The organism is Kineococcus sp. R86509 (genome assembly GCF_042466365.1).
Taxonomy (GTDB): Bacteria; Actinomycetota; Actinomycetes; order Actinomycetales; family Kineococcaceae; genus Kineococcus.
This window is the reverse complement of record NZ_JAXHCE010000001.1, coordinates 1,149,073-1,175,193: the sequence shown is the minus strand read 5'-3', so window position 1 is coordinate 1,175,193 and position 26,121 is coordinate 1,149,073. Positions and strand designations below refer to the sequence as shown.

Genomic DNA, 26,121 nt, shown 5'->3' with positions numbered 1-26,121 from the left:
CGCCCACGATGCGTGACGTCGCAGCGCACGCCGGGGTCAGCATCAGCACCGTCTCGCGGGTCGTCAACGCCGAGAGGTACGTCGACCCGGGCACGCGCGAGAAGGTCGAGGCGTCCGTCGCGAGCCTGGGGTTCCTGCGCAACGAGAGCGCCCGCACGCTCCGGCCAGGGCAGCGCACCGCGACGATCGCCCTCGTCGTCGAAGACCTCACGAACCCCTTCTCCGCCGACCTGGCCCACGGGGTCGAACTCGTCGCGGCCGGCGCGGGGTACGTGATGCTGCTGCTCTCGACCGGTCGCGACGCGAACGGCGACCGGGACCGGGCCCGGGAACGCGAGATCGTCGCCGAACTGCTGAGCCGCCGGGTGGACGGCGTCCTGATCGTCCCGGGGGCCGACGACGCGGACGGCCACTACGCCGCGCTCGCCGAGCGCGCCCCCGTCGTCTTCGTCGACCGCCTCCCGCGCGGGGTCCGGGGTGACGTCGTCCTGCTGGACAACTCCGGCGGCAGCCGGCGTCTCACGACGTGGTTGCTGGACCGGGGGCACCGCCGGATCGGCTACGTCGGCGGCGACCAGCGGTCCGGTCCGGGATCCCGCCGGTACGCGGGGTTCCGCGCGGCGCTCAAGGCGGCGGGGATCGGTGAGGAGCCCGAACTGCTCCGGTTCGGTCACCACAGCAGCGACGAGGCCAGGACCGCGACGAACGGGCTCCTCGCGCTGTCGCGGCCGCCCACCGCACTGTTCTGCGACAACAACCGGATGACGGTCGGGGCGCTGCTCGCCGTCCACCGGGCGCGGGCCGACGTCGTCCTCGCGGGTTTCGACACCGTGGAACTCGCCGAGGTCCTCGTGGACCGGGTCGCTCTGGTGACCTACGATCCCGTCGACGTCGGTCGCCGGGCGGCGAGGCTGCTCACCGAGCGGCTGTCCGGTGAGACGTCCGCCCCACGCCGCATCACCGTTCCGGTCGAACTCGCGGAGTTCGGCAGCTGAAGAAGGACCGTCGAGGAGGACGTCGTGCACGACCAGCGTCAGGTCACCGAAGCCCGTCTGGAACGAGCGGTCGTGCAGCGCATCGCGCCCGCCGTGCACACCCGGTCCCTGCCCGTGGAGGTGGCCGCCTGGCCCGCACCGGGCGAACCCGTCCCGATCGAGGAGGGCCTCGGCGCGACGTACGGCGAGTTCGCCGTGGGGCAGGCCTGGGGACCGCCCTGGAGCACCACCTGGTTCCGGTTGCGCGGGGAGGTCCCGGCGGACTGGGCCGGACGTGAGGTCGAGGTCGTGTTCGACCTGGGCACCGACGCCCGCAACGTGGGGTTCCAGGCGGAGGGGCTCGTCTACACGCCGGCGGGCGAACCGGTGAAGTCCATCAACCCGCTCTCGACCTGGATCCCGGTGCCGGCCGGGACGACGACGTTCGAGTTCTTCGTCGAGGCCGCGGCCAACCCCGACGTGCTCGGTGGCGGCGGGCGGGCGTTCGACCCCTCCCCGATGGGTGACGTGCTGACCGCCCCGAGGGGCCCGCTCTACGTCCTGGCCCGCGCCGACCTCTGCGTCCGCGACGTCGAGGTCGCCGAGCTGCTGAGCGACCTGGAGGTCCTCGGCGGGCTGATGCTGGAACTCCCGCTCGAGGACGCCCGGCGCTACGAACTCCTGCGGGGCATCGACCTGGCGCTCGACGCCCTCGACCCGCACGACGTGGCGGGCTCCGCCGCCCGGACGCGGGCGGTGCTCGCTCCGCTGTTCGCCGCGAAGGCCCGCGCGTCGGCGCACCGCGTCAGCGCCGTCGGCCACGCGCACATCGACTCCGCCTGGCTCTGGCCCCTGCGCGAGACGGTCCGCAAGGTCGCGCGGACGGCGGCGAACGTCACCCAGTTGATGGACGTGCACCCCTCCTTCGTCTACGCCATGAGTTCCGCCCAGCAGTTCGCCTGGATCGCCGAGCACCGCCCCGAGGTGCACGAGAAGGTGAAGCGGCGCATCGCCGAGGGACGTTTCGTGCCCGTCGGCAGCATGTGGGTCGAGTCCGACACCAACATGGTCGGGTCCGAGGCCATGGTCCGTCAGTTCCTCGAGGGCAAGGGGTACTTCGCCCGCGAGTACGGGATCGACACCGAGGAGGCGTGGCTCCCCGACTCCTTCGGCTACTCGGCCGCGCTGCCGCAGATCATGAAGCTCGCCGGGGTCCGCTGGTTCCTCACCCAGAAGATCTCCTGGAACACCGACAACAAGTTCCCGCACCACACCTTCGACTGGGAGGGCATCGACGGCACCCGGATCTTCACCCACTTCCCGCCCGTCGACACCTACAACTCCGAGCTCTCGGCGAAGGAACTCGCGCACGCCGCCCGGAACTACCAGGAGAAGGGCCGCGCCGGGTGGTCCCTCGTCCCGTTCGGCTGGGGTGACGGCGGCGGTGGCCCCACCCGCGAGATGCTCTCCCGCGCCGACCGCCTCGGGAACCTGGAGGGCTCGACGCGGGTCTCGCTGCACTCGCCGCGCGAGTTCTTCACCACGGCTGAGGCGGACTACCCCGACCGACCCGTGTGGTCGGGTGAGCTGTACCTGGAACTGCACCGCGGTACGTACACCTCGCAGGCGAAGACCAAGCAGGGCAACCGGCGCAACGAGCACCTGCTGCGCGAGGCCGAGCTCTGGGCCACCACGGCGAGCGTCCGGCACGGAGCGGAGTACCCCGCGGCGAGGTTGCAGGAGCTGTGGCGGACGGTGCTGCTGCACCAGTTCCACGACATCCTGCCCGGTTCCTCGATCGCGTGGGTGCACCGCGAGGCCGCGGCCACCCACGCCCGGGTCGGCGCGGAACTCGAAGGGCTCATCGCGACCTCGTTGGCGACGGTGGCGGGGGAGGGCACGACCGCGCTCGTCGCCAACCCCACCCCGCACCCGCGCACCGGGGTGCCCGCGCTCGGTCTCGGCGTCGCGGAACCCTCCGCCGCCGTCGTGACGTCCACCTCCGACGGTCCGGACACCGTCCTGGACAACGGGGTGCTGCGGGTGCGCGTCGACGCGGCCGGCAACGTCACCTCCGTCCTCGACCTCGCCGCCGACCGGGAGGTGCTGCTGCCGGGGACGCACGCCGGTCTGCTGCAGCTGCACCGCGACACCCCCAACAAGTGGGACGCCTGGGACGTCGACGCGCACTACCGCCACGTCGTGCGCGACCTCGTCGAGGCCGACTCCGTCGAGCTGCACGCCGACGAGGGGGAAGGGGCGAGCGTCGTCGTCACCCGGTCCACCGGTGCGAGCACTCTCGTCCAGACGGTCCGGTTGCCGCGCGGTGAGTCCCGCATCGCCTACACCCTCGACGTCGACTGGCACGAGCGCGAGGCGATGCTCAAGGCGGCCTTCGGCCTCGACGTCCACGCCGACCGCTCGGCCTCCGAGATCCAGTTCGGTCACGTGTTCCGCGCGACCCACGAGAACACCAGCTGGGACGCCGCCCGGTTCGAGATCTGCGCGCACCGCTGGCTGCACGTCGCGGAGGCCGGGTACGGCGTCGCGGTGACGAACTCCGCCACCTACGGCCACGACGTGACCCGCTCGGTCGTGGCCGACGGCCGCCCCGGCACCACGGTGCGGTTGTCGTTGCTGCGGGCGCCGCTCTCGCCCGACCCGGAGACCGACCAGGGCCGTCACGTCCTGGAGTACTCCCTCGTGGTCGGGGCGGACATCGCCGACGCCGTGCGCGAGGGGTACCGGCAGAACCTGCCGGAACGGGTCGTCACCGGCGCCGGTCCGGTCGCGCCGCTCGTGGCCGTCGACGTCCCGGGCGTGGTGGTGGAGGCCGTGAAGCTCGCCGAGGACGGGTCCGGCGACGTCGTGGTCCGGCTCTACGAGTCCCTGGGAGCCCGCGAGCGGGCCCGGCTCACCTGGGGTTTCCCGGTCGCGTCGGTGTCCGAGGTCGACCTGCTCGAACGCCCCCGGGAGGAAGGCGTGACGAGCGTGCAGGACGGCGGGGCGAGCGTCTCGCTGCGGCCCTTCCAGATCCTCACCCTCCGCCTCGCCCGGGCCTGATCAGGGCGCGTCGCGCAGGACGGCGCCGGGGGGTGGGGGAGCGCCGACCACCCACCCGGCGTCGGCCGCGGCGGCGAGCGCGGCGGTCAGGGCGGTGCGTTCCGGCCGGCCGCTCGCCCGGGCCAGCGCGGCGACGGTGTCGAACTCCGGCATCACCTGCCGGACGATCCCGCCGGCGTGGCCGACCTTCACCGCGACGCTCCCGCCCTCGACCGCCACGTCGACCCAGCCCCGCGGCAGCGCGAACCGGGTGCAGTCGCTGCGGCGCACGCCCAGCGTCGACGTGCTCGCGACCACCTCCGCCTCGAGCGCGTCGGCGCGTTCGGGCGCGGCCAGCACGGTGAGGACGTGCGCCGGGCGGCCCTTCTTCATGAGGACGGGGACGAGCCACGCGTCGTCGGCGCCGGTGGCGAGCAACCCTGCGAGGACCCCCGGCCACAACCGGGGGTCGAGGTCGTCGACGTTCGCCTCGAGCTGGACCCCGCGGCGACGCGGAACCGCCGCGGCCGTGCGCGTTCCGACGACCACCCGGGTCACGTTCGGACGCCCGGCCACGTCGCGCGTCCCCGCCCCGGTGCCCGACCCCGTGACTCGCAGCCCGGGCAGGTCCTCGTCCTCACCGAGCGCCGCGAGGAGGGCCATCCCGGTGGGGGTGGTGAGTTCGCCCTCGCCGCCGGCCAGCACCCGCCGGCCCCGGGAGAGTTCCACGACGGCCGGGACGGGGACGGGGATCGAGCCGTGCGCGGCCCGGACCCGTCCCGAGCCGAGCGCGACGGCTCCCGAGCTCACGGTGGTGATCCCGAGGTCGTGCAGCGCGGCGCAGACCCCGACGACGTCGGCGATCGAGTCGAGCGCGCCGACCTCGTGGAAGTGCACGTCGGCCGCAGGCACCCCGTGGACGTGGCCCTCGGCCCGGGCCAGTAGCGCGAACACCGCGGTGGCGTCGTCGCGCACCCGCGTCGCGAGGCCCGCGCCGGCCAGCATCGCCTCGATGCTCGACCAGCTGCGGTGCGGCGGGTCCTCGTCGCGCAGGTCCACCTCGGCCTTCGTGGCCCGCAGCCCGGCCCGGGTGACGGTCGCCGCCGAGATCGCCACGGCGTCCCCCACGACCGCGGACACGGCGCCCCGGACGGCGTCCAGGGACGCGCCCGCGTCCAGCAGGGCGCCGAGCAGCATGTCCCCGGCGATGCCGGCGGAGGCGTCGATCCACGCGTGCGTCATGCCCCGTCCTCCTGGGGTGCGGCGATCTGCGCGGCCAGGTGACCTGCGCCGTACCCGTTGTCGATGTTCACGACGCTCACGCCCGGCGCGCAGGCGTTCAGCATGGTCAGCAGCGGGGCGAGCCCGCCGAACGCCGCGCCGTAGCCGACGGAGGTCGGCAACCCGACGACCGGGGCGCTCACCAGCCCGGCGACGACGCTGGGCAGCGCGCCGTCCATCCCGGCGGCCACGACGATCACCCGGGCCCGGCGGAGCAGGTCGAGGCGCGCGAGCACGCGGTGCAGCCCGGCGACGCCGACGTCGACGACGAGTTCGCTGCGCCGGCCCAGGTAGCCCGCGGTGAGGTGCGCCTCCCGTGCGGCGGGCAGGTCGGAGGTCCCCGCGGCGAGCACGACGACGAGGCCGCCCCGCGGTTCCGGCCGCGTCGGCGGCCAGGCCAGCAACCCGGCGCTCTCGTCGTGGAACGCGTCGGGCAGGACGTCCAGGACGGCGGCGGCGTGCTCGGCGCCGGCCCGGGTGAACAACGTCGTGACGTCGGGACGCCCGGCGAGGGCGGTCGCGATGCGCCGCACCTGCTCGGGGGTCTTGCCGGCGCAGTAGACCGCCTCGGGGTAGCCGCGCCGCGCCCCCCGGTCCAGGTCGAGCTCGGCGATCCCGGTCAGCGGGTCGGAGGGCGGGTCGGGGAGCGGTTCAGCCACGCTGCAGCACCTCCAGGGTGAACGCCCCGGACTGCATCCCGGCGAGGTCGAGGGTCGCCCAGCGGAACCCCGCGCCGCGCACAGCGCTCAGCACGCCCGGGCGCAGCTCGCCGGCCGCACGCAGCAGGTCCTCGGGGTGCAGTTCGAGCCGGGCGATCTCGCCGTGGTGGCGGACCCGGACGTCCGCCAACCCCAGCGCGTGCAGCGCCGCCTCGGCGGCCTCCACCTGGGCGAGCTTCGCCGGGGTGACCTCCTGGTGGTGCGGGATGCGGGACGCGAGGCACGGCGCGGCGGGTTTGTCGGCGCAGGGCAGGGCCCAGGCCCGGGCGAGCGCGCGGACCTGCGCCTTGTCCATGCCGGCGTCGGCCAGTGGACGCAGGACCCGGTGCGCCGCAGCGGCTCTCGACCCCGGACGGTCGGGACGCCGGGCGTCGTCGGCGTTCTCGCCGTAGGCGACGGCGTCCAGCCCGTGGGCCTGCACGACGTCGTCGTCGATCCGCTGGAACAGCTCGTCCTTGCAGTGGAAGCAGCGGTCCGGCCCGTTGGCGCGGTAGGCGGGGTTGTCGCCCTCGCGGGTCGCGACCTCCAGCACCCGGACCCCGACGTGGGCCGCGACGTCGTGGGCCGCGACCCGTTCGCTCGCGGGCAGGCTCGGGGACACCCCGAGGACGGCGGTCACCCGGGACGCCCCCAGCGTGCGCGCCGCGGCCGCCAGCACGACGGAGGAGTCCACCCCGCCGGAGAACGCGACGCCGAGCCGCTCGATGCCCTCGAAGCAGCGCGCCAGCGGGCCGGGCACCCCGTCCCGGTCGGGGGGGACGGGTGACGAGCTGGGCATCGCGGTTCCTTCCGGTTCGCTCGGGCGACCGCACGCGGACGGTCCTGCACCCCATTCAAGCCACCCGGGACAGCGGGGACCACCACGGTTGCCAGGAGTTGCTACGGTCGCCCGCAACCGCGGGGCGACGGGGCGACGGGGGACCGGAGGTGGGACGTGGACGAGGTGGGCGAGCTCCCACCCGGGGCGTCCCCCGAACCTCCCGGGCCGGCCCGCGACGCCACCGTCACCATCTACGACGTCGCGGCGGCCGCCGGGGTGTCCGCCTCGACCGTCTCGCGGGCCTTGTCGAAACCCGGGCGGGTGAGCTTCCGCACCGCCGAACACGTCCGCCGGGTGGCCACCGAGCTGGGGTACCGGTCCTCGCGGACGCTGCTGCCGATGTCCGCCCGCGGGACGGGCGTGCTCGCCTTCGTGGTCGCCGACATCGCCAACCCGGTGTTCGTCGGGATGATCCGCGGGGCCGAGCGGGCCGCGGCCCGCAACGACCTCACCCTGGCGATCGTCGAGACGCAGGAGTCCGAGCACGCCGAGGCGCAGGCCCTGGCCCGGCTGGAGGCGACGGTGGACGGTTTCGTCCTGGCCTCCTCCCGGCTGAGCGACCAGGCGATCCGGGCGGTGGCGAAGCGCCGGCCGGTCGTCGTGCTGAACCGTTCCGTCGGGTCGGTCACCTCGGTGCTCAGCGACAACGTCCGGGCCGTCAAGAAGGCCGCCGAGCACCTCGTGGAGCGGGGACACTCCTCCATCGCCTACCTCGCCGGGCCCGAGAACTCCTACGCGGACGGGACCCGCTGGCGCGGTCTGCAGGAGGCGGGTCTGGAGCTGGACCTGCGGGTCGTCCGCATCGGCGCGAACCTGCCCACCCTGCGCGGGGGGGCCGAGGCCGCGCAGGTCTGGGGGAGGCGCCCGACCACCGCGGTCATCGCCTACAACGACCTCATGGCCATCGGGTTCCTCAAGGCGGTGACCGCGGGCGGGCGCCGTGTCCCGCAGGACGTCAGCGTCATCGGGTTCGACAACATCGTCGACGCGGAACTCGTCGGGCTGACGTCGATCGCGGCGCCGCTGGTGGACATCGGGTCCACCGGGGTCGCGCACGTGGCCTCCGGCACCGTCCGCCCCACCGGTGGGGTCCGCGACGGCCTCACCGGCGAACCCGTCCTGCTGCCGGCCTGGCTCGTCGTGCGCGGGTCCACCGGCCCCCACGCCGGCTCACGCCCCGCCCGGCGCCCGGCGCCCTCAGTCCGTCGGGGTCAGCGCCGCGAGGCGTGACGCGACGAGCTCCACGAGCTCGCGGTCCTCCCCGAGCCCGGGGTGCAGCAGGTCCAGGACGTCCGGGACCCCCTGCGCCGCAGCGTGCTCCGCCCGGTCCGCCGCCGGGTCGTCGACGGGGGCCCCGACGCCCCGCAGGTGCAGGACCCACGCCGCGATCGCCGTCGCGCAGCCCACCGGTGACCGGCCGGCAGCGCGTTCGGCCAGCAGGGCGGGGACGATCCGCAACGGCAGCTTGAGCGAACCACCGGCGGCGATCTGCGCGAGCAGGTGCCGCACCCCGGGGTTCGCGTAGCGCTCCAGCAACGCCGCCCGGTACGCGGTGAGCTCCTCGGCCGGGAGGTCGAGGTGGCGGCAGGCCTCGTCCCAGAACTCCTCGACCCAGCCCCGGCACTCCGGGTCGGCGACGGCGTCGGCGATGGTGCGGTGACCCCGCACGCTCGCGGCGTAGGCCAGCAGCGAGTGCGACCCGTTGAGCAGCCAGAGCTTGCGCCGTTCGTAGGGGGTCACGTCGTCGACGAAGGTCACCCCGGCGCTCTCCCAGGCCGGTCGGCCGGCGGGGAAGCGTCCGCTGACGACCCACTCCGAGAACGGCTCCGTCGGGACGGGTGCCTCGTCGGTGGTCCCGGTCAGCGCGGTCACGGTGGCGAGCACCTCCTCGGTCGTCGCGGGCGTGATCCGGTCGACCATGGAGTCGGCGAAGTCGACCTCCGCCCCGATCCACGCGTGCAGCGCGCTGTCGAGGAGTTCCGCCAGTTCCAGCACGACCGTCGCGGTCACCGCCCCGTTGTGCGCGAGGTTGTCGCAGGAGAGCACCGTGACCGGGCCTGCTCCGGCCTCCCGGCGGGCGGCGAGACCCGCGACGAGGCGCCCCGGCAGGGTGGTCACCGGGGCGGTGACGTCGGTGCGCAGGGCCTGCAGGTCGGCGACGACGTCGGAGCGGTCGACGTCGAGGTGCCCGTCGCCCGTGCGCAGGTAGGCGGCCTCGGTCGCCGTGATCGTGACGATCGCCGTCTCGCGGCGGCGCAGCAGGTCCAGGTAGGTGTCGTGGTCGGTGCTGGGGTGCACCTGCGCGAGCGACCCGATCACCTCGGCGTGGTCGCCGTCGGCCCCGCGCACGAGCAGCGTGTAGAGCCCGTCCTGGTGGGCGAGGCGGACGGCGGCGTCGGGACGACGGCCGGTGAACGCGGCGATGCCCCAGTCCGCGGCGTCGCTGGCGTGCGCGGTGTACCAGGCCTGGTGGGCGCGGTGGAAGTTCCCCAGCCCCAGGTGCACGATGCGCACCGGCGGCGCGGGTGGGGTTCCGGGCAGGTCGCGGGACAGGCGCACGGTCTGAGGGCCGGTCTGGGTGCGGGTCACAGTCGGAACGCCTTCCGGGGGTTGCGGGTCACGAGGTCGACGATCGTCTCGGCCGCCTCGTCCTCCTCGAGCCGGCCGTCGGCGACGAGGGTGGAGAGGTGGACGGCGTCGAGACGGCGCGCCATGTCGTGGCGGGCGGGGATCGAGCAGAACGCACGGGTGTCGTCGATGAACCCCGACGACTTGGAGAACCCCGCCGTCTCGGTCACCGCGGCACGGGCCCGGCCGATCGCGTCGGGGGCGTCGAGGAACCACCACGGCGCCCCGACGTGCACCGCGGGGTAGAAACCGGCCAGCGGGGCGATCTCGCGGGAGAACGTCGTCTCGTCCAGGGTGAACAGGACCAGCTGGAACCCGGGGTTCGTCCCGAAGTCCTCCAGCACCGGCCGCAGCGCGCGGGTGAACTCGACCTGGACGGGGATGTCGGCGCCGACGTCCTTGCCGAACTCCCGCGCGGTCGGGCCGTGGTGGTCGCGGCAGACCCCGGGGTGCAGGGTCATGACGAGGCCGTCCTCCGACGACATCCGGGCCATCTCCCAGAGCAGGTGCCGGCGCAGCGTCGTGGCCTCGGCCTCGGCCAGTTCGCCCTTGCGCGCCAGCGCGTAGAGGTCGGCGGCCGTGCCCGCGTCGAGCTTGTCGGTGCGGACGTCGACGTGGCTGTGGTCGGCCGACACGGCACCGTGGGCGCGGAAGTGGTCGCGCCGGTCCTGCAGCGCCGCGAGGAACCCCCGGAAGTCCCCGGTGTCGATCCCGGACACCTCGTGCAGGCGGTCGGCGTGGTCGTTCCAGTCGGGCGCACCGACCTCGAGGTAGCGGTCGGGCCGGAACGTCGGGAGCACCCGGCCGGTGAACGTCGGGTCATGCGCCAGCAGCCGGTGGTCGGCGAGGTCGTCGCACGGGTCGTCCGTCGTGGCCAGGACCTCGACGCCGAACCGCTCGAACAGGGCCCGGGGCCGGAACTGCGGGGTCGCCAGCGTCGCGGCGATGCGGTCGTGGATCTCGTCGGCGGTGTCGGCCGAGGGGCGGACGTCGACGCCGAAGAGTTCCACCAGCTGGACCTGCATCCAGTAGCGCACCGGGGTCCCGCGGTAGGCGGACCAGTTCTCGCAGAGCGACCGGAACGCCCGGCGGGACCCGTCGGCGTCCAGGGTGGTGCCCACCCCCAGGTCGCCGAGGTGGACGCCCTGGGCGTGCAGCATCCGCGTCACGTAGTGGTCGGGGGTGATGAGCAGCGACGTCGGGTCCCCGAAGGGGGTGTCGTGGGCGAGCCACGCCGCCGGCACGTGGCCGTGGGGGGAGAGGATCGGCAACCCCGAGACCTGGGCGTGCAGCCGCCGCGCGATCTCCCGGCGGACGGGGTCCGCGGGCAGCAGGCGGTCGGGGTCGAGCTGCAGCGGCGCAGCGGGCGTGGGCGACGACATGGGTCAACCTGAGCCCGGTCGCCGCGCCGCGGGCCACTAGTTGCCGGGAGTTGCCACCGCAGGGGGTCCCCCCTCGACAGCCCCGGGTGCCGAGATCCAGGCTCGGCGGGTGAACGTCACCGCGAGACCAGAGTGGGCGGACAGCTACGGCACCGATCCGGGTGATCCCACCCGCGCCGACGTCGTCGGCGGCCCGGGCGAACGCCTCGACCCCGCCGCCGTCGACGCCTTCGTCCACGACGTCGTCACCCGCACCGCCGTGGACGGGAAGCGGGTCTGCCTCGTCGTCCCCGACGCCACCCGGAGCTGTCCGCTGCCGCAGCTGCTGCGGGCCGTGCACGCGGGCCTGGCCGGTCGGGCGAGCAGTGTCGACGTCGTGATCGCCCTCGGCACCCACCAGGGCATGAGCGAGGAGCAGCTCGCCCGCCACCTCGGCCACCCGGTCGGTGACCCGGGGGCGGTCTACCCGGGGTGGAACGTCGTCAACCACGCCTCGTGGGACCCGGCGACGTTCACCACCCTCGGCACGATCCCGGCGGAGCGGCTGGCCGAACTCACCGGGGGGTTGCTGACGGGCCCGGACGTCGAGGTGGCGATCAACCGCCTCGTCGCCGAGGCCGACGTCGCGCTCGTCGTGGGGCCGGTGTTCCCGCACGAGGTCGTGGGGTTCTCCGGCGGCAACAAGTACTTCTTCCCGGGGGTGTCGGGGCAGCAGGTCATCGACGTCTCGCACTGGGTGGGGGCGCTCATCACCAGCGCCGCGATGATCGGCAGCCGCGGGGTCACCCCCGTGCGCGCCCTGATCAACGAGGCCGCGGCGATGGTCCCCGCCCAGCGCCTCGCGCTGTGCCTCGTCGTCGCGTCCGGCACCGACGTGCTGCACGCCGCGGCCTTCGGCACGCCCGAGGACGCCTGGGCCGCCTGCGCCGAGGTCTCCACGCAGACCCACGTGACCTACCTGGACCGGCCGTTCCGGCGCGTCCTCTCCATCGTCCCCGAGAAGTACGAGGACCTCTGGACCGCCGCGAAGGGTTTCTACAAGCTCGAACCCGTCGTGGCCGACGGGGGCGAACTCATCCTCTACGCGCCGCACATCACGCAGGTGTCGGTCATGCACCCGCACATCACCGAGATCGGCTACCACAACCGCGACTACTTCACGGGGCAGTGGGAGAGGTTCTCCGACCAGCCGTGGGGTGACCTCGCGCACTCCACCCACCTGCGCGGGCAGGGGACCTGGGACGCCGAGCACGGCGAACGCAACCGCGTCACCGTGACGCTGGCGACGGGCATCCCCGAGGAGGTGGCCCGGGCGGTGAACCTCGGCTACCTCGACCCGGCGGGCGTGGACGTCGCGGAGTTCCTCGCCGATCCGGAGACGTTCGTGGAACCGCACGCCGGCGAGGTCCTGTACCGCCTGCGCGACGCTCCCCTCCCGCCGCCGGCGTGAGACTCCCGACACCCACGACCAGCCAGCACAGGAGGACGTTCGCATGAGCAGCACCGTCAGGATCGGGATCGCCGGGTTCGGCACCCAGGGGTCGATGTACGCGAAGTTCGTGGCCGAGGGCCGCGTCGAGGGGATGACCCTGGGCGCGATCGCCGACGTCGACCCGGCCAGGCGCGCCGTCGCCGGCACCGACTTCTCGGACGTGCCGTTGCACGAGGACGTGATCGACATGCTCGACAGCGGTGACGTCGACGCGATCGTGACGACGGTGCCGCACTACCTGCACCCGGAGCTCGCGATCGCGGCGATGGAGCGCGGCGTCCACGTGCTCGTCGAGAAGCCCGCCGGCGTCTACGGCCGTCAGGTCGAGCAGATGAACGCCGTCGCCGCGGCCCACCCGGAACTGCAATTCGGCGTGATGTTCAACCAGCGCAACAACCCGCTCTACCGTCGGCTGAAGGAGATCGTCGAGGCCGGCGAGATCGGCCGCATCATCCGCTCGAACTGGATCATCACCACCTGGTGGCGGCCCCAGGGCTACTACGACCAGAGCGCCTGGCGCGCCACCTGGGGCGGGGAGGGCGGCGGTGTCCTGGTGAACCAGGCACCGCACCAGCTCGACCTGTGGCAGTGGATCTGCGGGGTGCCGCTGTCGGTCTTCGCGAAGGTGTCCTACGGACTGCAGCGCGACATCGCCGTCGAGGACGAGGTGACCGTGCTCGCCGACTTCGGCGGTGGTTCCACCGGGGTGTTCGTCACCGCGACGCACGACCTCGTGGGCACCGACCGGCTGGAGATCCAGGGCGACGCCGGGAAGATCGTCGTCGAGGGCAGCAAGGTCGCCACCGTCACCCGGCTGCGCGAACCCGAACGCGACCTGTCCGCCGGCCTGGGGATGGACCAGGTCCGGCAGCTGTTCCGGGGGCAGCTGGACTCCACGCAGTTCCACACCCAGGAGACCATCGAGTTCGCCTCGCAGTGGGGCGAGCAGCACGTCGGCGTCCTCGCGAACTTCGCGGCGGCCGTCCTGCACGGCGAACCGCTGCTCGCGCCCGGTGCGGACGGACTGCTCGGGGTGCGACTGGCCAACGCCGTGCACCTCTCGAGCTGGACCGGGCAGGAGGTCGGCCTCGACTTCGACGACGACCTGTTCCTGAAGCTGCTCAACGAGCGCATCACCGAGGAGGGCCTCTTCCCGGCCCGGGACACCGGCCGGTGACCCGGGCCGACGAATTCACGCAGTCGACCGACGAGAACGGCTGAGAGGGAGCACGACATGGCGAGGATCGGTGTGCAGGCGATGATGCTGCGCGAGAGCGTGGCCGAGATCGGTGCGTTCGAGACGCTGCGCCGGGTCCGTGAGATCGGGTACGGGGCGATCGAGGTCTCGCAGATCCCGATGACCGAGGACAACGTGGGCCAGCTCGAGAAGGCCCGGGACGAACTGGGGATCGAGATCGCGGCCCTGTCGGCCGGGTTGACCTCGCAACCGGGTGGGGCCAACGACGCGCTCGAGGGCGACCTCGAGAAGATCGTCGCCGACTGCCGCCGGCTGGGCAGCGACATGGTCCGGATCGGGATGCTGCCCTTCGACTGCATGACGGAGCTGGACAAGGTCCTGGACTTCTGCGACCGCGCCGAGGCCGCCGCAGGACTCCTGCAGGAGAACGGCATCCGGCTCTACTACCACAACCACCACATCGAGTTCCTGAAGTTCGACGGCCGCTACATGCTCGACGTCATCGCCGACCGGGCGCCGAACGTGGGGCTCGAACTCGACGTGCACTGGCTGCAGCGGGGCGGGGTGAACCCGGTCGCGGTCATCCAGCAGTACGCCGGCCGGGTCCGGATGGTGCACCTCAAGGACTACCGGATCGGCGAGATCCGGCCCGCGGCCTTCGAGGCCCTCGCCCAGGGCGACCGTGCGGCCTTCATGCGCGAGTTCAGCGACGTCGTGCAGTTCGCGGAGGTGGGGGAGGGGAACCTCGACTTCCCCTCGATCGTCCCGGTCGCCGTCGCGAGCGGCGCGGAGTTCCTGCTCGTCGAGCAGGACCTGCTCTACGGCCGCACGGTCTGGGAGGCGCTGCAGACCTCCCACGACAACCTCGTCGCGATGGGTTTCGCCGACCTGTTCTGAGCGTGCTCAGCCGACGTGCAGGAGCTTCACGCCGGCCAGCGCGATCCCGGCGACCAGCACCCAGGAGCTGAGCCCGAGGACGAGGGACCGCCCACCGGTGCGCACCAGGTGCGGGACGTCGATGCCGGTGCCGAGGGCGAAGAGGGCGGCGACCAGCAGGATCGACTGGATCCGCTGGGCGTCGCTCAGCACGGCGTCGGGGACGACGCCGGTCGCGCGCACGGCGACGGCCACCACGAAGGCGGCGACGAAGAACGGCAGCACGGGCGGGCGCTGCGCGGTGTCGGCCCCGACGGTCCGCCGACGCCGCAGGGCGACGAGGGCGACGAGGGGGGCCAGCAGCAGCACGCGGGAGAGCTTCACGACGACGACCGTGGCGAGGGCGCCGGGGACGCGGTCACCGGTGGCGACGGCCTGACCGACGTCGTGAACGCTGGCGCCCGCCCAGGCCCCGAACTCCTGGACGTCGAGACCGAACGGGCCCCGCAGCAACGGCAGGAAGACGATCGCGAGCGTCCCGCAGAGGGTCACGAGCGCGATCGCGGTGCTGGTGTCCTCGTCGTCGGCGTCGGTCGCGGGGCGGACGGCGGCGATGGCGGACGCGCCGCAGATGGAGAACCCCGTCGCCACCAGCAGCGACCGGGCCGGCGGGAGCCCGAGGGCGCGGCCGATGAGCTGGGTCCCGAAGAAGGTCACGACGACGACACCGAGGATGAGGGCGATCCCGCCGAGCCCGAGCGACGCGATCCCCGCCAGCGGCAGTTGCAGGCCGAGCAGCACCACCGCGATGCGCAGCAGGCGCCGGGAGGCGAACCCCGTCGCGGGCCGCCACTGCGGGCGGAACGTCCCCGTGCTGCGCAGCAGGGCCCCCAGCGCCACGGCCACCGTCGAGGCCGTCAGCGCGTGCAGGACCCCCTCGACCCCGAAGGCGATCGCGGTGGCGGCGGCGATGACGAGCAGGCCGGGCACCAGGGGGCGCACGACGGAACGGGACGGGACACGGAGCACCACCTCAGCCTCCTCCCCGGTGGGGGCGGCCGGAAGGCCCCGGGTCGCGTGTCGTCACAGGGGAGGGCTGTGACGTTGACCCTGCGCGAGACCCTGTGCCAGGGTGGCCGGGAAAGCGCATTCCAGCAACGACGACGGAGTGACGATGGACCCCGCGCGGCTCAGCCTGAACCAGATCACCGTGAACTCCCTCGGCCTGCCCGAGACCCTCGACGCCTGCGTCCACCACGACGTCGGCGCCGTGGCGCTCTGGCGCGACAAGATCGCCGCCGTCGGCCTCGACCGGGCCGTGGGACTCGTCGCCGACTCCGGGGTCCACGTCAGTTCCGTCTGCCGCGGGGGGATGTTCACCACCGGTGACCCCGCCGACGTCCGGGCCGACAACCGCGCCGCCGTGGACGAGGCGGCGGCGCTGGGCGCGGACGCCCTCGTCCTGGTCTGCGGTCCGCTGACCGACCGCGACCTCGCCGCCGCGCGGGGCCGGGTGCGCGACGGCATCGCCGACCTGCTGCCGTACGCCCGCGACCGGGGCGTCCCCCTGGCCATCGAACCGTTGCACCCCATGATGATCGCTGAACGCTCGGTCGTCGTGACGCTGCGCCAGGCCCTCGACCTCTGCGACGACCTCGGTGACGGGGTGGGGGTCGTGGTCGACGCGTACCACGTCTGGTGGGACCCGGACCTCGACGCGCAGCTCGCGCGGGCCCACGGTCGCGTCCGGGGCTACCACGTCTCGGACTGGCTGCCGCGGACCACCGACCTGCTGCTGGACCGCGGGATGATGGGGGACGGTGTGATCGACCTGCCGCGGCTGTCGGGACTGGTCGCCGCGGCCGGCTACGACGGACCCGTCGAGGTCGAGATCCTCTCGAGTCGTTGGTGGGCCGAGGACCCCGACGACGTCGTCCGCACGGCCCGCAAGCGGTTCGAGGAGTTCGTCTGAGCGTCGACGCTCAGCCGGCGGAGTCCAGCAACCGCTCGGTCGCGGGGTCGGTCTGACCCCCGAAGAACTTCACCAGGACCCGGCCGAACAGGTCCTCGTCGGAGCAGGCGGCGAAGAGGGTCAGGGAACTGCGCAGCTTCACCTCGTCGACCGGCCCGAAGACCGCGCCTGCGTCGTCGGCCGCACCGTCGAGCAGGGCCTGGCAGTTCTCCCGCAGCCTCGCCCCGAGCACCGGGTGGGTGAGGTAGGCGCGGGCCTCCTCCCGGCCCGAGAGCGCGAACTCCACCGAGGTCGGGGAACTCCCCAGCAGCAGCTGCGGGAACTCCCACCACATCCAGTGCGAGGTCTTGCGCCCGGCCCGCAGTTCCGCGAGGGCCCGGTCGTGGGTGGTGTCGGAGGCGGCGACGAAGCGTTCGAGGTCCACTCCGCCATGGTGTCCCTGCGCGACCGGGCGCGCGCGTGCGGGAGGATCGCGTCGTGAACCTGGACGACCCCGCGCTGCGCATCCCCTCCGAGCTGCTCCCCGGCGACGGCCGCTTCGGCTCCGGGCCCTCCAAGGTGCGGGCCGGGCAGGTGGCCGCCCTCGTCGCCGCCGGCCCGGGGGTCCTCGGGACCTCCCACCGCCAGGAGCCGGTGAAGTCGCTGGTGCGCCGGGTGCGCAGCGGTCTGGCGGAGCTGTTCGCGCTGCCCGACGGCTACGAGGTCGTCCTCGGCAACGGCGGCAGCACCGCGTTCTGGGACGTCGCGGCCCTGTGCCTGGTCCGGGAGCGTTCCCAGCACCTGGTGCTGGGGGAGTTCTCCTCGAAGTTCGCCGCGGCGGTCGCGGCCGCGCCCTTCCTCGCCGAGCCCGTCGTCGTGCGCGGTGAACCGGGGACCCTGCCCCGGCTGGGGGAGGTCGCCGACGGCGTCGACGTGCTCGCCTGGCCGCACAACGAGACCTCCACCGGGGTGATGGCCCCCGTTCTGCGCCCCGAGGGCCCGACCCCCGCGCAGGGTGGTCCGCTCGTCGTCGTCGACGCGACCTCCGGGGCCGGTGGCCTCGCCGTCGACGTCTCGCAGACCGACGCGTACTACTTCGCGCCGCAGAAGTCCTTCGCCTCCGACGGTGGGCTCTGGATCGCGCTGCTCTCGCCCGCCGCGCTGGACCGGGTCCACGAGACCGGTGCGTCGGGGCGCTGGACCCCCGCGTCGCTGGACCTGCGGATCGCGGTCGAGAACTCGCGCAAGGACCAGACCTACAACACCCCCGCGGTCGCGACGCTGGTGATGCTCGCCGACCAGGTCGAGTGGATGCTCGCGCAGGGCGGACTGGCGTGGGCAGCGGGACGGTCCGCGGAATCGGCGGGGATCGTCTACGACTGGGCGGGTTCCCGGGAGTGGGCGCAGCCCTTCGTGACCGAGCCGGCGGCGCGCAGCAACGTCGTCGCGACGATCGACCTGGACGCCTCGATCGACGCGAACGCCGTGCAGGAAGTGCTGCGCAGCAACGGGATCGTCGACGTCTTCCCCTACCGGAGCCTGGGGCGCAACCAGCTGCGGATCGGGATGTTCCCGGCGGTCGACCCCGAGGACGTGCGCGCCCTGACGCTGTGCGTGGACCACGTCGTGACGGTGCTGAGGACAGGCAGTCCTGCCTAGTCAGACGCCGGGTGCGTGGCTACGTTCGACGCATGGCGACCGTGAACCTGGACCTGACCCCGATCCACCAGTGCTCCGCCAGTGGCTGCACGTTCAACGCTGACGTCTCCTGCCACGCCCCGACGATCACCGTGGGCGACCACGGCGCGAACCACTGCGGGACCTTCCTCGGCATCCCGGCCAAGCACGGTTCGACGGCCGAGGGCCACGTCGGGGCGTGCCAGCTGAGCGACTGCTCGCACAACTCCGACCTCAGCTGCACCGCCGCGACCATCGAGGTGGGTACCGAGGCCTCCGGCGCGACGAAGTGCCTCACCTACGCGAGCGTCTGACGGACTCCCGCGAGTTCCGGGGCCAGCATCCGGGCCAGGGCGGGTTCCACGCCCCAGGCGCCGGTCAGCGCGTCGAACTCGTCCAGCAGCTCGGCCAGTCGTGAACCCTGCGGACGGCCGGCGCGCACCGCGCGGATCATCGCGTTGCGCGGGGTGTGCGCGGAGTCGATGAACTCGACGACCTCGACGCGGTAGCCGAGCAGCTGCAGCACGATGCTGCGCAGGGTGTCGGTGAGCACGTCGGCGAAGCGTTCGCGCAGGATCGCGTGCCGCACCAGCGGTGACGCGTGGCCGGCGATCTGACGCTGCACGTCGCGGTGGCAGCACGGCGCGGCCAGCACCAGGGGAGCCTCCCAGCGCACGGCGCGGGCCAGGGCCTCGTCGGTCGCGGTGTCGCAGGCGTGCAGGGCCATCACGACGTCGGGGGTCGCGTCGTCGAACGGGGTGGCGCCCTCGATCGACCCGATCGCGAACTCCAGTCCCGGCAGCCCCGCGTCGGCGGCCGCCTTGCGGCCCGTCGCCACGACGTCCTCGCGGACGTCGACCCCGACCGTGACGAGCGCCCGCCCGCCCGCCTGCGCCTGTCCGCTGAGCCAGCGGTGCGCGGCGAAGGTCAGGTAGGCGTTGCCGCAGCCGAGGTCCACCGCGCGCAGCACCGGGCCGGACCGCTCGACCACCGCGGGGGTGAGCGGCGCGAGCTGGCGGACGAAGGCCTCGACCTGCCGGCGCTTGTCACCGCCGGCGCCGAGGACGCGGAACAACGGGTCGTCGGGGTCGACGAGGCGCTGCTTGGCCTTGTCGTGCTGCTGCGGTCCGGCGACCTGCCGGGCCGGCGCCCGGTGCACCTGGGCGTCACCCTTCTTGGTGACCCGGACCTGGACGACCTCGTCCGCCGTCTCGACGTGCAGGTTGCCGTAGGGCTGGGAGAGGAGCTCGTCGACGGCCGCCCCCGCGTCGGCCACCGCGACGTTGCGGGTGCTCACGACGGGACCGGTGCGGGCCGTGAACTGCAGGTGCGGCCCGTTCTTCAGCTGCACCGGCCGGACCTCGACCCGCTCCGCCGCCGGCGGTTCCAGCCCCTTGCGTCGCCCCGCCGCGACGGCCCGGGCGAGCTGCTCGGTGTCGAGCAGCAGGGCGCGGACGTCGGCGAGGGCGGAGGTGAGCTCGGTGGGCACGGCTCCATTCTCGCCCCGCCGCGGTCTGGTCCCGTCACCGTGAGCGGGGATGTGAGGTCGGGTGCGGGCCGGGCGAGAGGTCAGGCCGCGGCGGCGTCGCGGGTGCCGGCGTCGATCGGGACGACCCGCAGGTGCGGGGTGTTCTTCAGCGAGTAGCTGACCCGGACCCTGGCGCGGCGCAGCAGGTAGATCCCGACGGCGATCGCGATGAGCATCGAGGGGATCGAGCCGACGAGGATCGACCACGACGGTCCGTAGCGCGTGCCCATCCAGCCGACGACGGGGCCGCCGATCACGGTGCCGCCCTGCATGAGCGACATGTACATCGCCATCACGCGACCCCGCATGCGGGGTTCGGTGCTCATCTGCACGGTCGCGTTGGCGGACGTCATGAGGGTGAGCGAGGCCAGGCCCATGAACGGCAGCACGAGCAGGTAGAGCGCGTAGGTCGGCATCAGGGCGGCCACCGAGGCGAGCACCCCGAACAGGAACGCGGCCCCGATCACCAGCCGGTAGCGGGGACGTTCGCGGCGTGCGGCGACGAGGGCGCCGGCCAGCGAGCCGACCGCCAGCACCGTCCCCGCGAGGCCGAACCCGGCGGAGTCGGTGTGGAACTTCACGCTCGTCATCAGCGCGCTGGTCAGCTGGAAGTTCAGCCCGAACGTCCCGATGACCCCGACGAGGGCGAAGATCGCCAGCAGGTCGGGACGGGCGCGGACGTAGGCCAGCCCCTCCTTCATGCCTCCCGTCCCCTTGGCGGGCCGCTCCCGCGGGACGGGGTGGGCGGGGCGCATCAGGTGCAGCATGAACATCGGGGCGATGAAGGACAGCGCGTTGAGGAGGAACACCGGACCCGTCCCGATCCAGGCGATCAGGACGCCCGCGAGGGCGGGGCCGATCAGGCGGGCGGAGTTGAACGAGGCGGAGTTCAGGCCGATCGCGTTCGGCAGGTCCTCGCGCGGGACGAGCTGGCTGACGAAGGTCTGGCGCACCGGCCCGTCGATCGCGGAGACGCAGCCGAGGAGCACGGCCAGGACGTAGACGTGCCAGAGCTCGGCCCGTCCGGACAGCACGAGGGCGGCCATGACGAGTCCGAGGAAGCCCATCGCGGCCTGCGTCAGCATCAGCGTGCGGCGCTGCGGGAAGCGGTCGGCGATGGTCCCCGCGATGGGCGCGAGCACCAGGATCGGACCGAACTGCAGGCCCGTGGTGATCCCGCCCGCGGTGCCCGACCCGTGGGTGAGGACCTGGATGACGAGCCAGTCCTGGGCGACGCGCTGCATCCAGGTGCCGGTGTTGGAGATGACGGCGCCACCGGCCCACAGCCGGTAGTCGCGGTGCCGCAGCGAGCGGAAGGTCTGGTTCACTCGCTGATCACCGTGCGCAGGATGCGGGCGGCCTCGGCGAGGGTGGCGCGTTCCGCCTCGGTCAGGCTCTCGAGCCGCCGGCTCAGCCAGGCCGCGCGCCGGGCCCGCGTCTCCTCGACCACCTCGCGGCCGCGGTCCGTGACCGAGATCAGGACCTGGCGACCGTCGTCGGGGTGGTCGGTGCGGGTGACCAGACCCTGCTCGACGAGACCGGCGATCGTGCGGGTCATCGAGGGGGGCCGCACGTGCTCGGCCTCGGCGAGTTCCCCGGGCGTGCGCGGTCCCTGGGTGAACAGGTGCGCCAGCACCGAGAACTGCGCGTCGGAGAGTTCGTCGACGCTCTTCTGCGCCCGCAACCGCCGGGCCGTCCGCAGCAGCGAGACGCGGAGGTCCACGGCGAGCTGGTCGAGGGCGGTGGGATTCGGATCGGTACGGGCGGCAGGCACGTCGTCGAGCTTAGTCGTTAGGGCGGCTAATTACCAACGGCAACCAGTTGGGTGACGGACCTGTGAGAATCGCACCGAGCTTCCACGGGGGCCTACGGCGCGTTAGAGTCGGTGACGTTGCGTAGTGGTTCGGCGGGCGTTCCTGTCCCGTGGCGCGGAGGGTGGAGCGGACGAGTGAGTGGATCCCCGGCGGCCTCGGCCACCCGCAGAGCACGACGGGCCCTGGAACGTGCCGCAGCAGCCGTCGCCGAGCAGCAGGCGCACGACGACGGCTCCGTCCACGTCGACCTCGACGAGGAGTCCGACCTGGTCGTGCGGACGACGGTCACGACCCACCTCAGCGCCGGTGCCGCCCTGCTGCGCGCCCAGCGCCGCTTCGCGGAGTCGCGCGACCTCGCCTCCCTGGCCGAGGAGCTCGTCTCCGAGGTCCACCGCTGCGGCCACCAGCGCGTCCTGCTGCTGGAGACCGTCGCCCGCTCCCGCCACCGCGAACTCGAGGTGCTGGCCGCGCGGGGGGACATCCTGCTCGTCCAGGGCCGCCGGATCACCGGCAGTGACCTCACCCGGATGTCACCGTCCGCGGTCGTCGAACTCGTCCCCGGTCACCCGCTGGCCCCACGCCTCGCGGTCTGGGGGGTCGCCGACACCACCACGCCCACGCTCGAGGTGCTCGCCGCCGCCGGCGGGGCCTCCTGGCGGGCCCTCGTCGCCACCGCCGACGCCCAGCGCGCCGACCGCGAGTCCACCAGCGCGCAGTTGCTGCTGTCCGGAGCGCTGCGCCTCGCCGGGCTCGGCTCCTGGTCGTGGGACCCCGTGACGGGTGTCCTCCGCCTCGACGACCGGTTGCGGGAGATGCTGGGGCGCAGCGCCTCCGACCCGGACCCCGACCTCGAGACCTGGCGGGCCGGCGTCCACCCCGACGACCGCGGCCCCTTCACCGGGGTCGAGGACCCCGCCGCGCACGCCGGGACCTCCGCGCCCTACCCCTTCCGCGTCCGCTCCACCGACGGCACCGAACGCACGTTCCTCGGGATGAGCGTCCCCCTGGCCACGACGAGTTCCAGCGTCGTGCAGGGCCTCGTCCTGGACGTCTCGGCCGGGGAGAAGTCGACCGGGGAACTCGTCCGGCTCGCCCAGTGCGACTCCCTCACGGGCCTGGCCAACCGCTCCGTCATGGACATCCGCCTCGCCGAGGCCCTCGAGAAGGCGACCGCCGTCGACGCCGTCGCCCTCGTCCTGCTCGACCTCGACCGCTTCAAGCTCGTCAACGACACCCTCGGCCACCAGATCGGCGACGCCCTGCTGCGCCAGGTCGCCGTGCGCCTCGAGGACGCCGCCCCGCCCGGGGCGACCCTGGCCCGCCTCGGGGGTGACGAGTTCGTCGTGATGGTCCCGGGGATCACCCGTCCCGAGGCCGCCTCGATCATGGCCCGCGACCTGCTGCGCCGACTCCGCTCGCCCATGCTGCTGCCCGGGTTGCCGGAACCCTTCGTGTGCACCTCCAGCGCCGGGATCGCCGTCGGGCACCAGGGCACCGCCGACGACCTGTTCCGCAGCGCGGACATGGCGCTCTACCGCGCCAAGGACGGCGGCCGGGACCGCGTCGCCGTCTACGACTCCGCCATGCGGGAGCAGGCACAGGCCCGCCGCGACGCCGAGCACCGCGTCCGCCGGGCCCTGCGCACCGACGGGCTGCGGGTCGTCTGGCAACCCATCGTCGACCTGCGCGACAACCGCAAGCTCGTCGCCGCCGAGGCCCTCGTCCGCCTCGAGGACCCGGTCGAGGGACTGCTGGAACCCAAGCACTTCGTCGACACCGCCGAGGACACCGGCCTCATCGTCGACGTCGACACCTGGGTCCTCGGCGAGGCGCTGCGGCAGCTGCGGGAGTGGCGTCGCGCCGACGTCGACCTCCAGGTCTCCTTCAACGTCTCCGGCAAGACCCTCGAGCACCCCGCGTTCGCGCACCGCCTCGCCCACAGCGTCGAGTCCACCGGTGCCGCCGGCACGTCCCTGCTCTGCGAGGTCACCGAGCGGACCCTCATCGACCTCTCCAGCACGACCCGGGCCAGCCTCGGGGAACTGCGCAGCATGGGCGCGCGCGTCGGCCTCGACGACTTCGGCACGGGGTACTCCTCGCTGTCCTACCTGGACCGGTTCCCGCTCAGCTTCCTCAAGATCGACATGAGCTTCGTCCGACCGCTGGGGACCTCCGACCGCGCCGAGGCCGTCGTCCGGGCGCTCATCAGCCTCGCCCACGCCCACGGCATGGTCGTCACGGCCGAAGGCGTGGAGACCGAGCTCCAGGCGACCATGTTGCAGGACATGGGGTGCGATCGCGGTCAGGGCTACCTCTTCGGGCGGCCCGTGGACGCCTCGCTGCTACCGGTGGGGATCCTCGGCGCGTAGCACCGCCCCCAGCCGGGCGACCCCCGCGGCGATCCGGTCCGGCGCGTGGGTCGTGAACGACATCCGCAGCGTCGCCCGGTCGGGCGCCCCGGCGAAGAACGAGGCCCCCGGCACGAACGCCACCCCCGCCGCCAGCGCCGCGGGCAGCAGCGCCGCCGTGTCCAGGATCCCGTCGGGGTCCGGGAGGCGGACCCAGGTGAACATCCCGCCGTCCGGGCGCGACCAGGAACTCCCGGCCGGGAGTTCCGTCGTGAGCACGGCCAGCAGGGCGTCGCGGCGCTCGCGGTAGGCGGTGACGACCCGGGCGACGTGGGCGTCGAGGTCGGCGCGGGCCAGGTAGTCCGCGGCGGCGGCCTGGTCGATGGTGGAGGTCTGCAGGTCGGCCGCCTGCTTCGCGACGACGACCGCCGGGCGCAACGCCCGGGGGATCCGGGCCCAGCCCAGGCGCAACCCCGGCGCCCCGATCTTGGAGAAGCTGCCGAGGTGCACGCACCGGTCCGCCAGCAGGGGGTCGGCGGCCAGCGCGGCCACGTGCTCACCGGAGTAGCGGAGTTCGCCGTAGGGGTCGTCCTCGACGACCCACGTCCCGTGCTCCGCGGCCAGTTCCGCGATCCGGGCCCGGCGCGGCCCCGACAGGGTCCGGCCGGTCGGGTTAGCGAAGTTGGGGACGAGGTACAGGACGCTCGGGCGGTGCTCCCGGAAGACCTCCTCCACCGACTCCGGGATCGCACCGTCCTCGTCGGAGGCGACGCCCACGACGCGGGCTCCGCCCAGCGAGAACGTCTGCAGCGCAGCGAGATAGCTCGGTTCCTCGACGGCGACGACGCTGCCGGGTTCCAGCAGGGCGGTCGTGAGCAACGTGAGGGCCTGCTGCGAACCCGTCGTGACCAGCAGGTCGTCGGGACCGGTGGGCACCCCTCGGCGGGTCAGCCGGGCGGCGACGAGTTCCCGCAGCTCCGGGTCACCCTCGGTGGCCGCGTACTGCAGGTTCCGCCGTCCCGCCGGACCGGACAGCGCACGGACGAAGGACTCCCGCAGGCCGTCGACGTCGAAGAGTTCCGCCGCGGGCAGACCGCCGGCGAAGGAGATGACGTCCTCGTCGCCGACCAGGGCCAGCAGGTCGCGGACGGGGGAGGAACGCACCCCGGCCAGTCGGGAACTGACCGGGGCGGGCGGGATCGAGCGTGTGGTCACGGGGGGCTCCTCGGCGCGGGTGACGGGACTCGTGCCGTGGCGCGACGGGTGGTGGCGTCGCGGCGCGGCGCGCACGGTGACGCGGCCGGGGTGAGGAGCGTTCGCGACCGAGCCTACCGGCGGAGCACGTGGGCGGCGTCGGCCTGCTGGACCGGGCGCATGACGATCTTGTCCAGGTCGACGTGCGGCGGGCGGGTGACGGCGAAGGCGATGACGTCGGCGACGTCGTCCGCGCTCAGCGGGGTGAGCCCGTCGTAGACCTTGTCGGCCGCCTCCTGGCTGCCGAGGCGGACCAGCGAGAACTCCGTCTCGACCATGCCCGGGGCGATCTCGGTGACGCGGACGGGGTCGCCCAGCAGTTCCTGGCGCATGGTGCGGCACAGGGCGTTCACCCCGTGCTTCACCGCCGTGTAGCCGCCGCCGCCGGGGTAGACCTCGAACCCGGCGATGGACCCCAGGACGACGACGTGGCCGTTGCCGCCGCGGCGCATCCCGTCCAGCAGGGCCTGGTGGACGCGCAGGACCCCGACGACGTTGATGTCGTACATGGCCTTCCAGCCCTCGGGGTCACCGTTCTCGACCGTGTCGGAACCGAAGGCGCCCCCGGCGGAGTGCACGACGACGTCCACGTCGCCGACCTGCGCGGCCATCGCGGCCACCGACGCCGCGTCGGTCACGTCGAGGGCGACGGCGCGGCCGCCGACCTCGGCGGCCAGTTCCTCGAGGCGGTCCACGCGACGGGCGGCGGCGATGGTCGAGAACCCGGCGGCCGCCAGCGCGCGCACGGTGGCGGCGCCGATGCCGCTGCTGGCTCCCGTCACGAGGGCGGTTCGCTGGGTGGTGGGTCCCGAGGTCTGCGGTGCAAGCGCCATGCGGGTCATCCCAGCAGATCGCGCGCGGGGGGAGGACACTGGCCCCGTGCCCTTGTTCCTCCCGCCGTCCAAGGCGAAACCGCCGCCCCCGCCGCTGCGCACCGACGACCGTCGGGCCGTGCTCGTCGGACTCGGGGTGTGGGCGGTCCTGCTCGTCGTCGCCCTCGCGGTCCCCGAGGTCCGCGGCACGGGCGAGGGCCGCTGGCTCGGCTCGTGCGTGGCGGGTCTGCTGCTCGGCGTCGTCGGCCTGGCCTTCCTGCACCGCCGCGACAAGCGGACCCCGCCCCCGTCGGCCTGACGGTCG

The 26,121-nt window shown here is 73.6% G+C and carries 23 protein-coding genes; 11 read left to right on the top strand and 12 right to left on the bottom strand.

Features of this window, described 5'->3' with window-relative positions; all coding sequences use genetic code 11:
* Positions 1-8: 8 nt before the first annotated feature.
* Together SJY07_RS05490 and SJY07_RS05485 are read left to right on the top strand one after the other, a co-directional pair.
* A complete protein-coding gene (locus tag SJY07_RS05490; RefSeq protein ID WP_328295254.1) occupies positions 9-995 on the top strand; it encodes a LacI family DNA-binding transcriptional regulator in 987 nt (328 codons plus the stop codon).
* 24 nt (positions 996-1,019) lie between these two features.
* Positions 1,020-4,037 (top strand): alpha-mannosidase, encoded by a 3,018-nt coding sequence (locus tag SJY07_RS05485; protein ID WP_380157553.1) that lies wholly within the window; start codon positions 1,020-1,022, stop codon positions 4,035-4,037.
* On the opposite strand, the gene larC is transcribed toward SJY07_RS05485, so the two are convergent.
* The 3 genes from larC to SJY07_RS05470 are packed head-to-tail and all read right to left on the bottom strand — an operon-like array spanning position 4,038 to position 6,794.
* Positions 4,038-5,258: a nickel pincer cofactor biosynthesis protein LarC gene (gene larC / locus SJY07_RS05480; protein WP_380157551.1), complete on the bottom strand. Its 1,221-nt coding sequence runs from the start codon at positions 5,256-5,258 to the stop codon at positions 4,038-4,040.
* Positions 5,255-5,956 (bottom strand): nickel pincer cofactor biosynthesis protein LarB, encoded by a 702-nt coding sequence (larB, locus tag SJY07_RS05475; protein ID WP_380157549.1) that lies wholly within the window; start codon positions 5,954-5,956, stop codon positions 5,255-5,257. The genes larC and larB overlap by 4 nt, the downstream gene beginning before the upstream one ends.
* Positions 5,949-6,794, bottom strand: coding sequence for an ATP-dependent sacrificial sulfur transferase LarE (locus tag SJY07_RS05470; protein WP_328295258.1), 846 nt, complete (start codon positions 6,792-6,794; stop codon positions 5,949-5,951). The genes larB and SJY07_RS05470 overlap by 8 nt, the downstream gene beginning before the upstream one ends.
* 156 nt (positions 6,795-6,950) lie before the next feature.
* Here SJY07_RS05470 and SJY07_RS05465 point away from each other — a divergent pair, with 156 nt between their 5' ends.
* Positions 6,951-8,066: a LacI family DNA-binding transcriptional regulator gene (locus SJY07_RS05465; protein WP_380157546.1), complete on the top strand. Its 1,116-nt coding sequence runs from the start codon at positions 6,951-6,953 to the stop codon at positions 8,064-8,066.
* On the opposite strand, the gene SJY07_RS05460 is transcribed toward SJY07_RS05465, so the two are convergent.
* Positions 8,034-9,425, bottom strand: coding sequence for a mannitol dehydrogenase family protein (locus tag SJY07_RS05460; protein WP_380157544.1), 1,392 nt, complete (start codon positions 9,423-9,425; stop codon positions 8,034-8,036). The two genes, SJY07_RS05465 and SJY07_RS05460, sit on opposite strands and share 33 nt — an antisense overlap.
* Positions 9,422-10,846, bottom strand: coding sequence for a glucuronate isomerase (gene uxaC, locus SJY07_RS05455; protein ID WP_380157542.1), 1,425 nt, complete (start codon positions 10,844-10,846; stop codon positions 9,422-9,424). The genes SJY07_RS05460 and uxaC overlap by 4 nt, the downstream gene beginning before the upstream one ends.
* 109 nt (positions 10,847-10,955) lie before the next feature.
* On the opposite strand from uxaC, the gene SJY07_RS05450 reads away from it, so the two are divergent.
* The 3 genes from SJY07_RS05450 to SJY07_RS05440 are packed head-to-tail and all read left to right on the top strand — an operon-like array spanning position 10,956 to position 14,433.
* Entirely contained in the window at positions 10,956-12,296 is a 1,341-nt protein-coding gene (locus tag SJY07_RS05450; RefSeq protein ID WP_380157540.1) for a lactate racemase domain-containing protein, read from the top strand.
* A 43-nt stretch (positions 12,297-12,339) separates the two neighbouring features.
* Positions 12,340-13,515, top strand: coding sequence for a Gfo/Idh/MocA family protein (locus tag SJY07_RS05445; protein ID WP_380157539.1), 1,176 nt, complete (start codon positions 12,340-12,342; stop codon positions 13,513-13,515).
* Positions 13,516-13,572: 57 nt separating this feature from the next.
* Entirely contained in the window at positions 13,573-14,433 is an 861-nt protein-coding gene (locus tag SJY07_RS05440) for a sugar phosphate isomerase/epimerase family protein (protein ID WP_380157537.1), read from the top strand.
* 6 nt (positions 14,434-14,439) lie between these two features.
* Here the strand turns inward: SJY07_RS05440 and SJY07_RS05435 are convergent, their stop codons facing one another.
* Positions 14,440-15,444: a YeiH family protein gene (locus SJY07_RS05435; RefSeq protein ID WP_380157535.1), complete on the bottom strand. Its 1,005-nt coding sequence runs from the start codon at positions 15,442-15,444 to the stop codon at positions 14,440-14,442.
* Between the two features lie 142 nt (positions 15,445-15,586).
* Here SJY07_RS05435 and SJY07_RS05430 point away from each other — a divergent pair, with 142 nt between their 5' ends.
* Positions 15,587-16,384 carry a sugar phosphate isomerase/epimerase family protein gene (locus tag SJY07_RS05430; RefSeq protein WP_328296275.1) on the top strand — a complete coding sequence of 266 codons (798 nt, stop codon included), beginning with the start codon at positions 15,587-15,589 and terminating at the stop codon, positions 16,382-16,384.
* Between the two features lie 10 nt (positions 16,385-16,394).
* Here SJY07_RS05430 and SJY07_RS05425 read toward each other — a convergent pair whose 3' ends face one another.
* Positions 16,395-16,808: a DUF1810 domain-containing protein gene (locus SJY07_RS05425; protein ID WP_380157533.1), complete on the bottom strand. Its 414-nt coding sequence runs from the start codon at positions 16,806-16,808 to the stop codon at positions 16,395-16,397.
* Between the two features lie 53 nt (positions 16,809-16,861).
* Between SJY07_RS05425 and serC the strand changes: the two genes are divergently transcribed.
* Entirely contained in the window at positions 16,862-18,022 is a 1,161-nt protein-coding gene (gene serC, locus SJY07_RS05420) for a phosphoserine transaminase (protein WP_380157531.1), read from the top strand.
* Positions 18,023-18,054: 32 nt separating this feature from the next.
* Positions 18,055-18,354 carry a DUF1540 domain-containing protein gene (locus SJY07_RS05415; protein ID WP_328295268.1) on the top strand — a complete coding sequence of 100 codons (300 nt, stop codon included), beginning with the start codon at positions 18,055-18,057 and terminating at the stop codon, positions 18,352-18,354.
* On the opposite strand, the gene SJY07_RS05410 is transcribed toward SJY07_RS05415, so the two are convergent.
* From SJY07_RS05410 to SJY07_RS05400, 3 genes are all read right to left on the bottom strand, one after another.
* Complete coding sequence (locus SJY07_RS05410; RefSeq protein WP_380157529.1) at positions 18,339-19,529, bottom strand: class I SAM-dependent methyltransferase; 1,191 nt, start codon at positions 19,527-19,529, stop codon at positions 18,339-18,341. The two genes, SJY07_RS05415 and SJY07_RS05410, sit on opposite strands and share 16 nt — an antisense overlap.
* Before the next feature lie 80 nt (positions 19,530-19,609).
* Complete coding sequence (locus tag SJY07_RS05405) at positions 19,610-20,896, bottom strand: MFS transporter (protein WP_328295270.1); 1,287 nt, start codon at positions 20,894-20,896, stop codon at positions 19,610-19,612.
* Positions 20,893-21,342: a MarR family transcriptional regulator gene (locus SJY07_RS05400; RefSeq protein ID WP_328295271.1), complete on the bottom strand. Its 450-nt coding sequence runs from the start codon at positions 21,340-21,342 to the stop codon at positions 20,893-20,895. The genes SJY07_RS05405 and SJY07_RS05400 overlap by 4 nt, the downstream gene beginning before the upstream one ends.
* A gap of 174 nt (positions 21,343-21,516) precedes the next feature.
* Here SJY07_RS05400 and SJY07_RS05395 point away from each other — a divergent pair, with 174 nt between their 5' ends.
* Positions 21,517-23,751 (top strand): putative bifunctional diguanylate cyclase/phosphodiesterase, encoded by a 2,235-nt coding sequence (locus SJY07_RS05395; RefSeq protein ID WP_380157526.1) that lies wholly within the window; start codon positions 21,517-21,519, stop codon positions 23,749-23,751.
* Here SJY07_RS05395 and SJY07_RS05390 read toward each other — a convergent pair.
* Both SJY07_RS05390 and SJY07_RS05385 read right to left on the bottom strand, forming a co-directional pair.
* Complete coding sequence (locus SJY07_RS05390) at positions 23,725-24,945, bottom strand: PLP-dependent aminotransferase family protein (protein ID WP_380157524.1); 1,221 nt, start codon at positions 24,943-24,945, stop codon at positions 23,725-23,727. The genes SJY07_RS05395 and SJY07_RS05390 overlap by 27 nt on opposite strands.
* Before the next feature lie 113 nt (positions 24,946-25,058).
* Complete coding sequence (locus SJY07_RS05385) at positions 25,059-25,817, bottom strand: SDR family NAD(P)-dependent oxidoreductase (RefSeq protein ID WP_328295274.1); 759 nt, start codon at positions 25,815-25,817, stop codon at positions 25,059-25,061.
* Positions 25,818-25,863: 46 nt separating this feature from the next.
* Here SJY07_RS05385 and SJY07_RS05380 point away from each other — a divergent pair, with 46 nt between their 5' ends.
* On the top strand, positions 25,864-26,115 hold the full coding sequence (locus SJY07_RS05380) for a DUF2530 domain-containing protein (RefSeq protein WP_328295275.1): 252 nt from the start codon (positions 25,864-25,866) through the stop codon (positions 26,113-26,115).
* Positions 26,116-26,121: the final 6 nt, after the last annotated feature.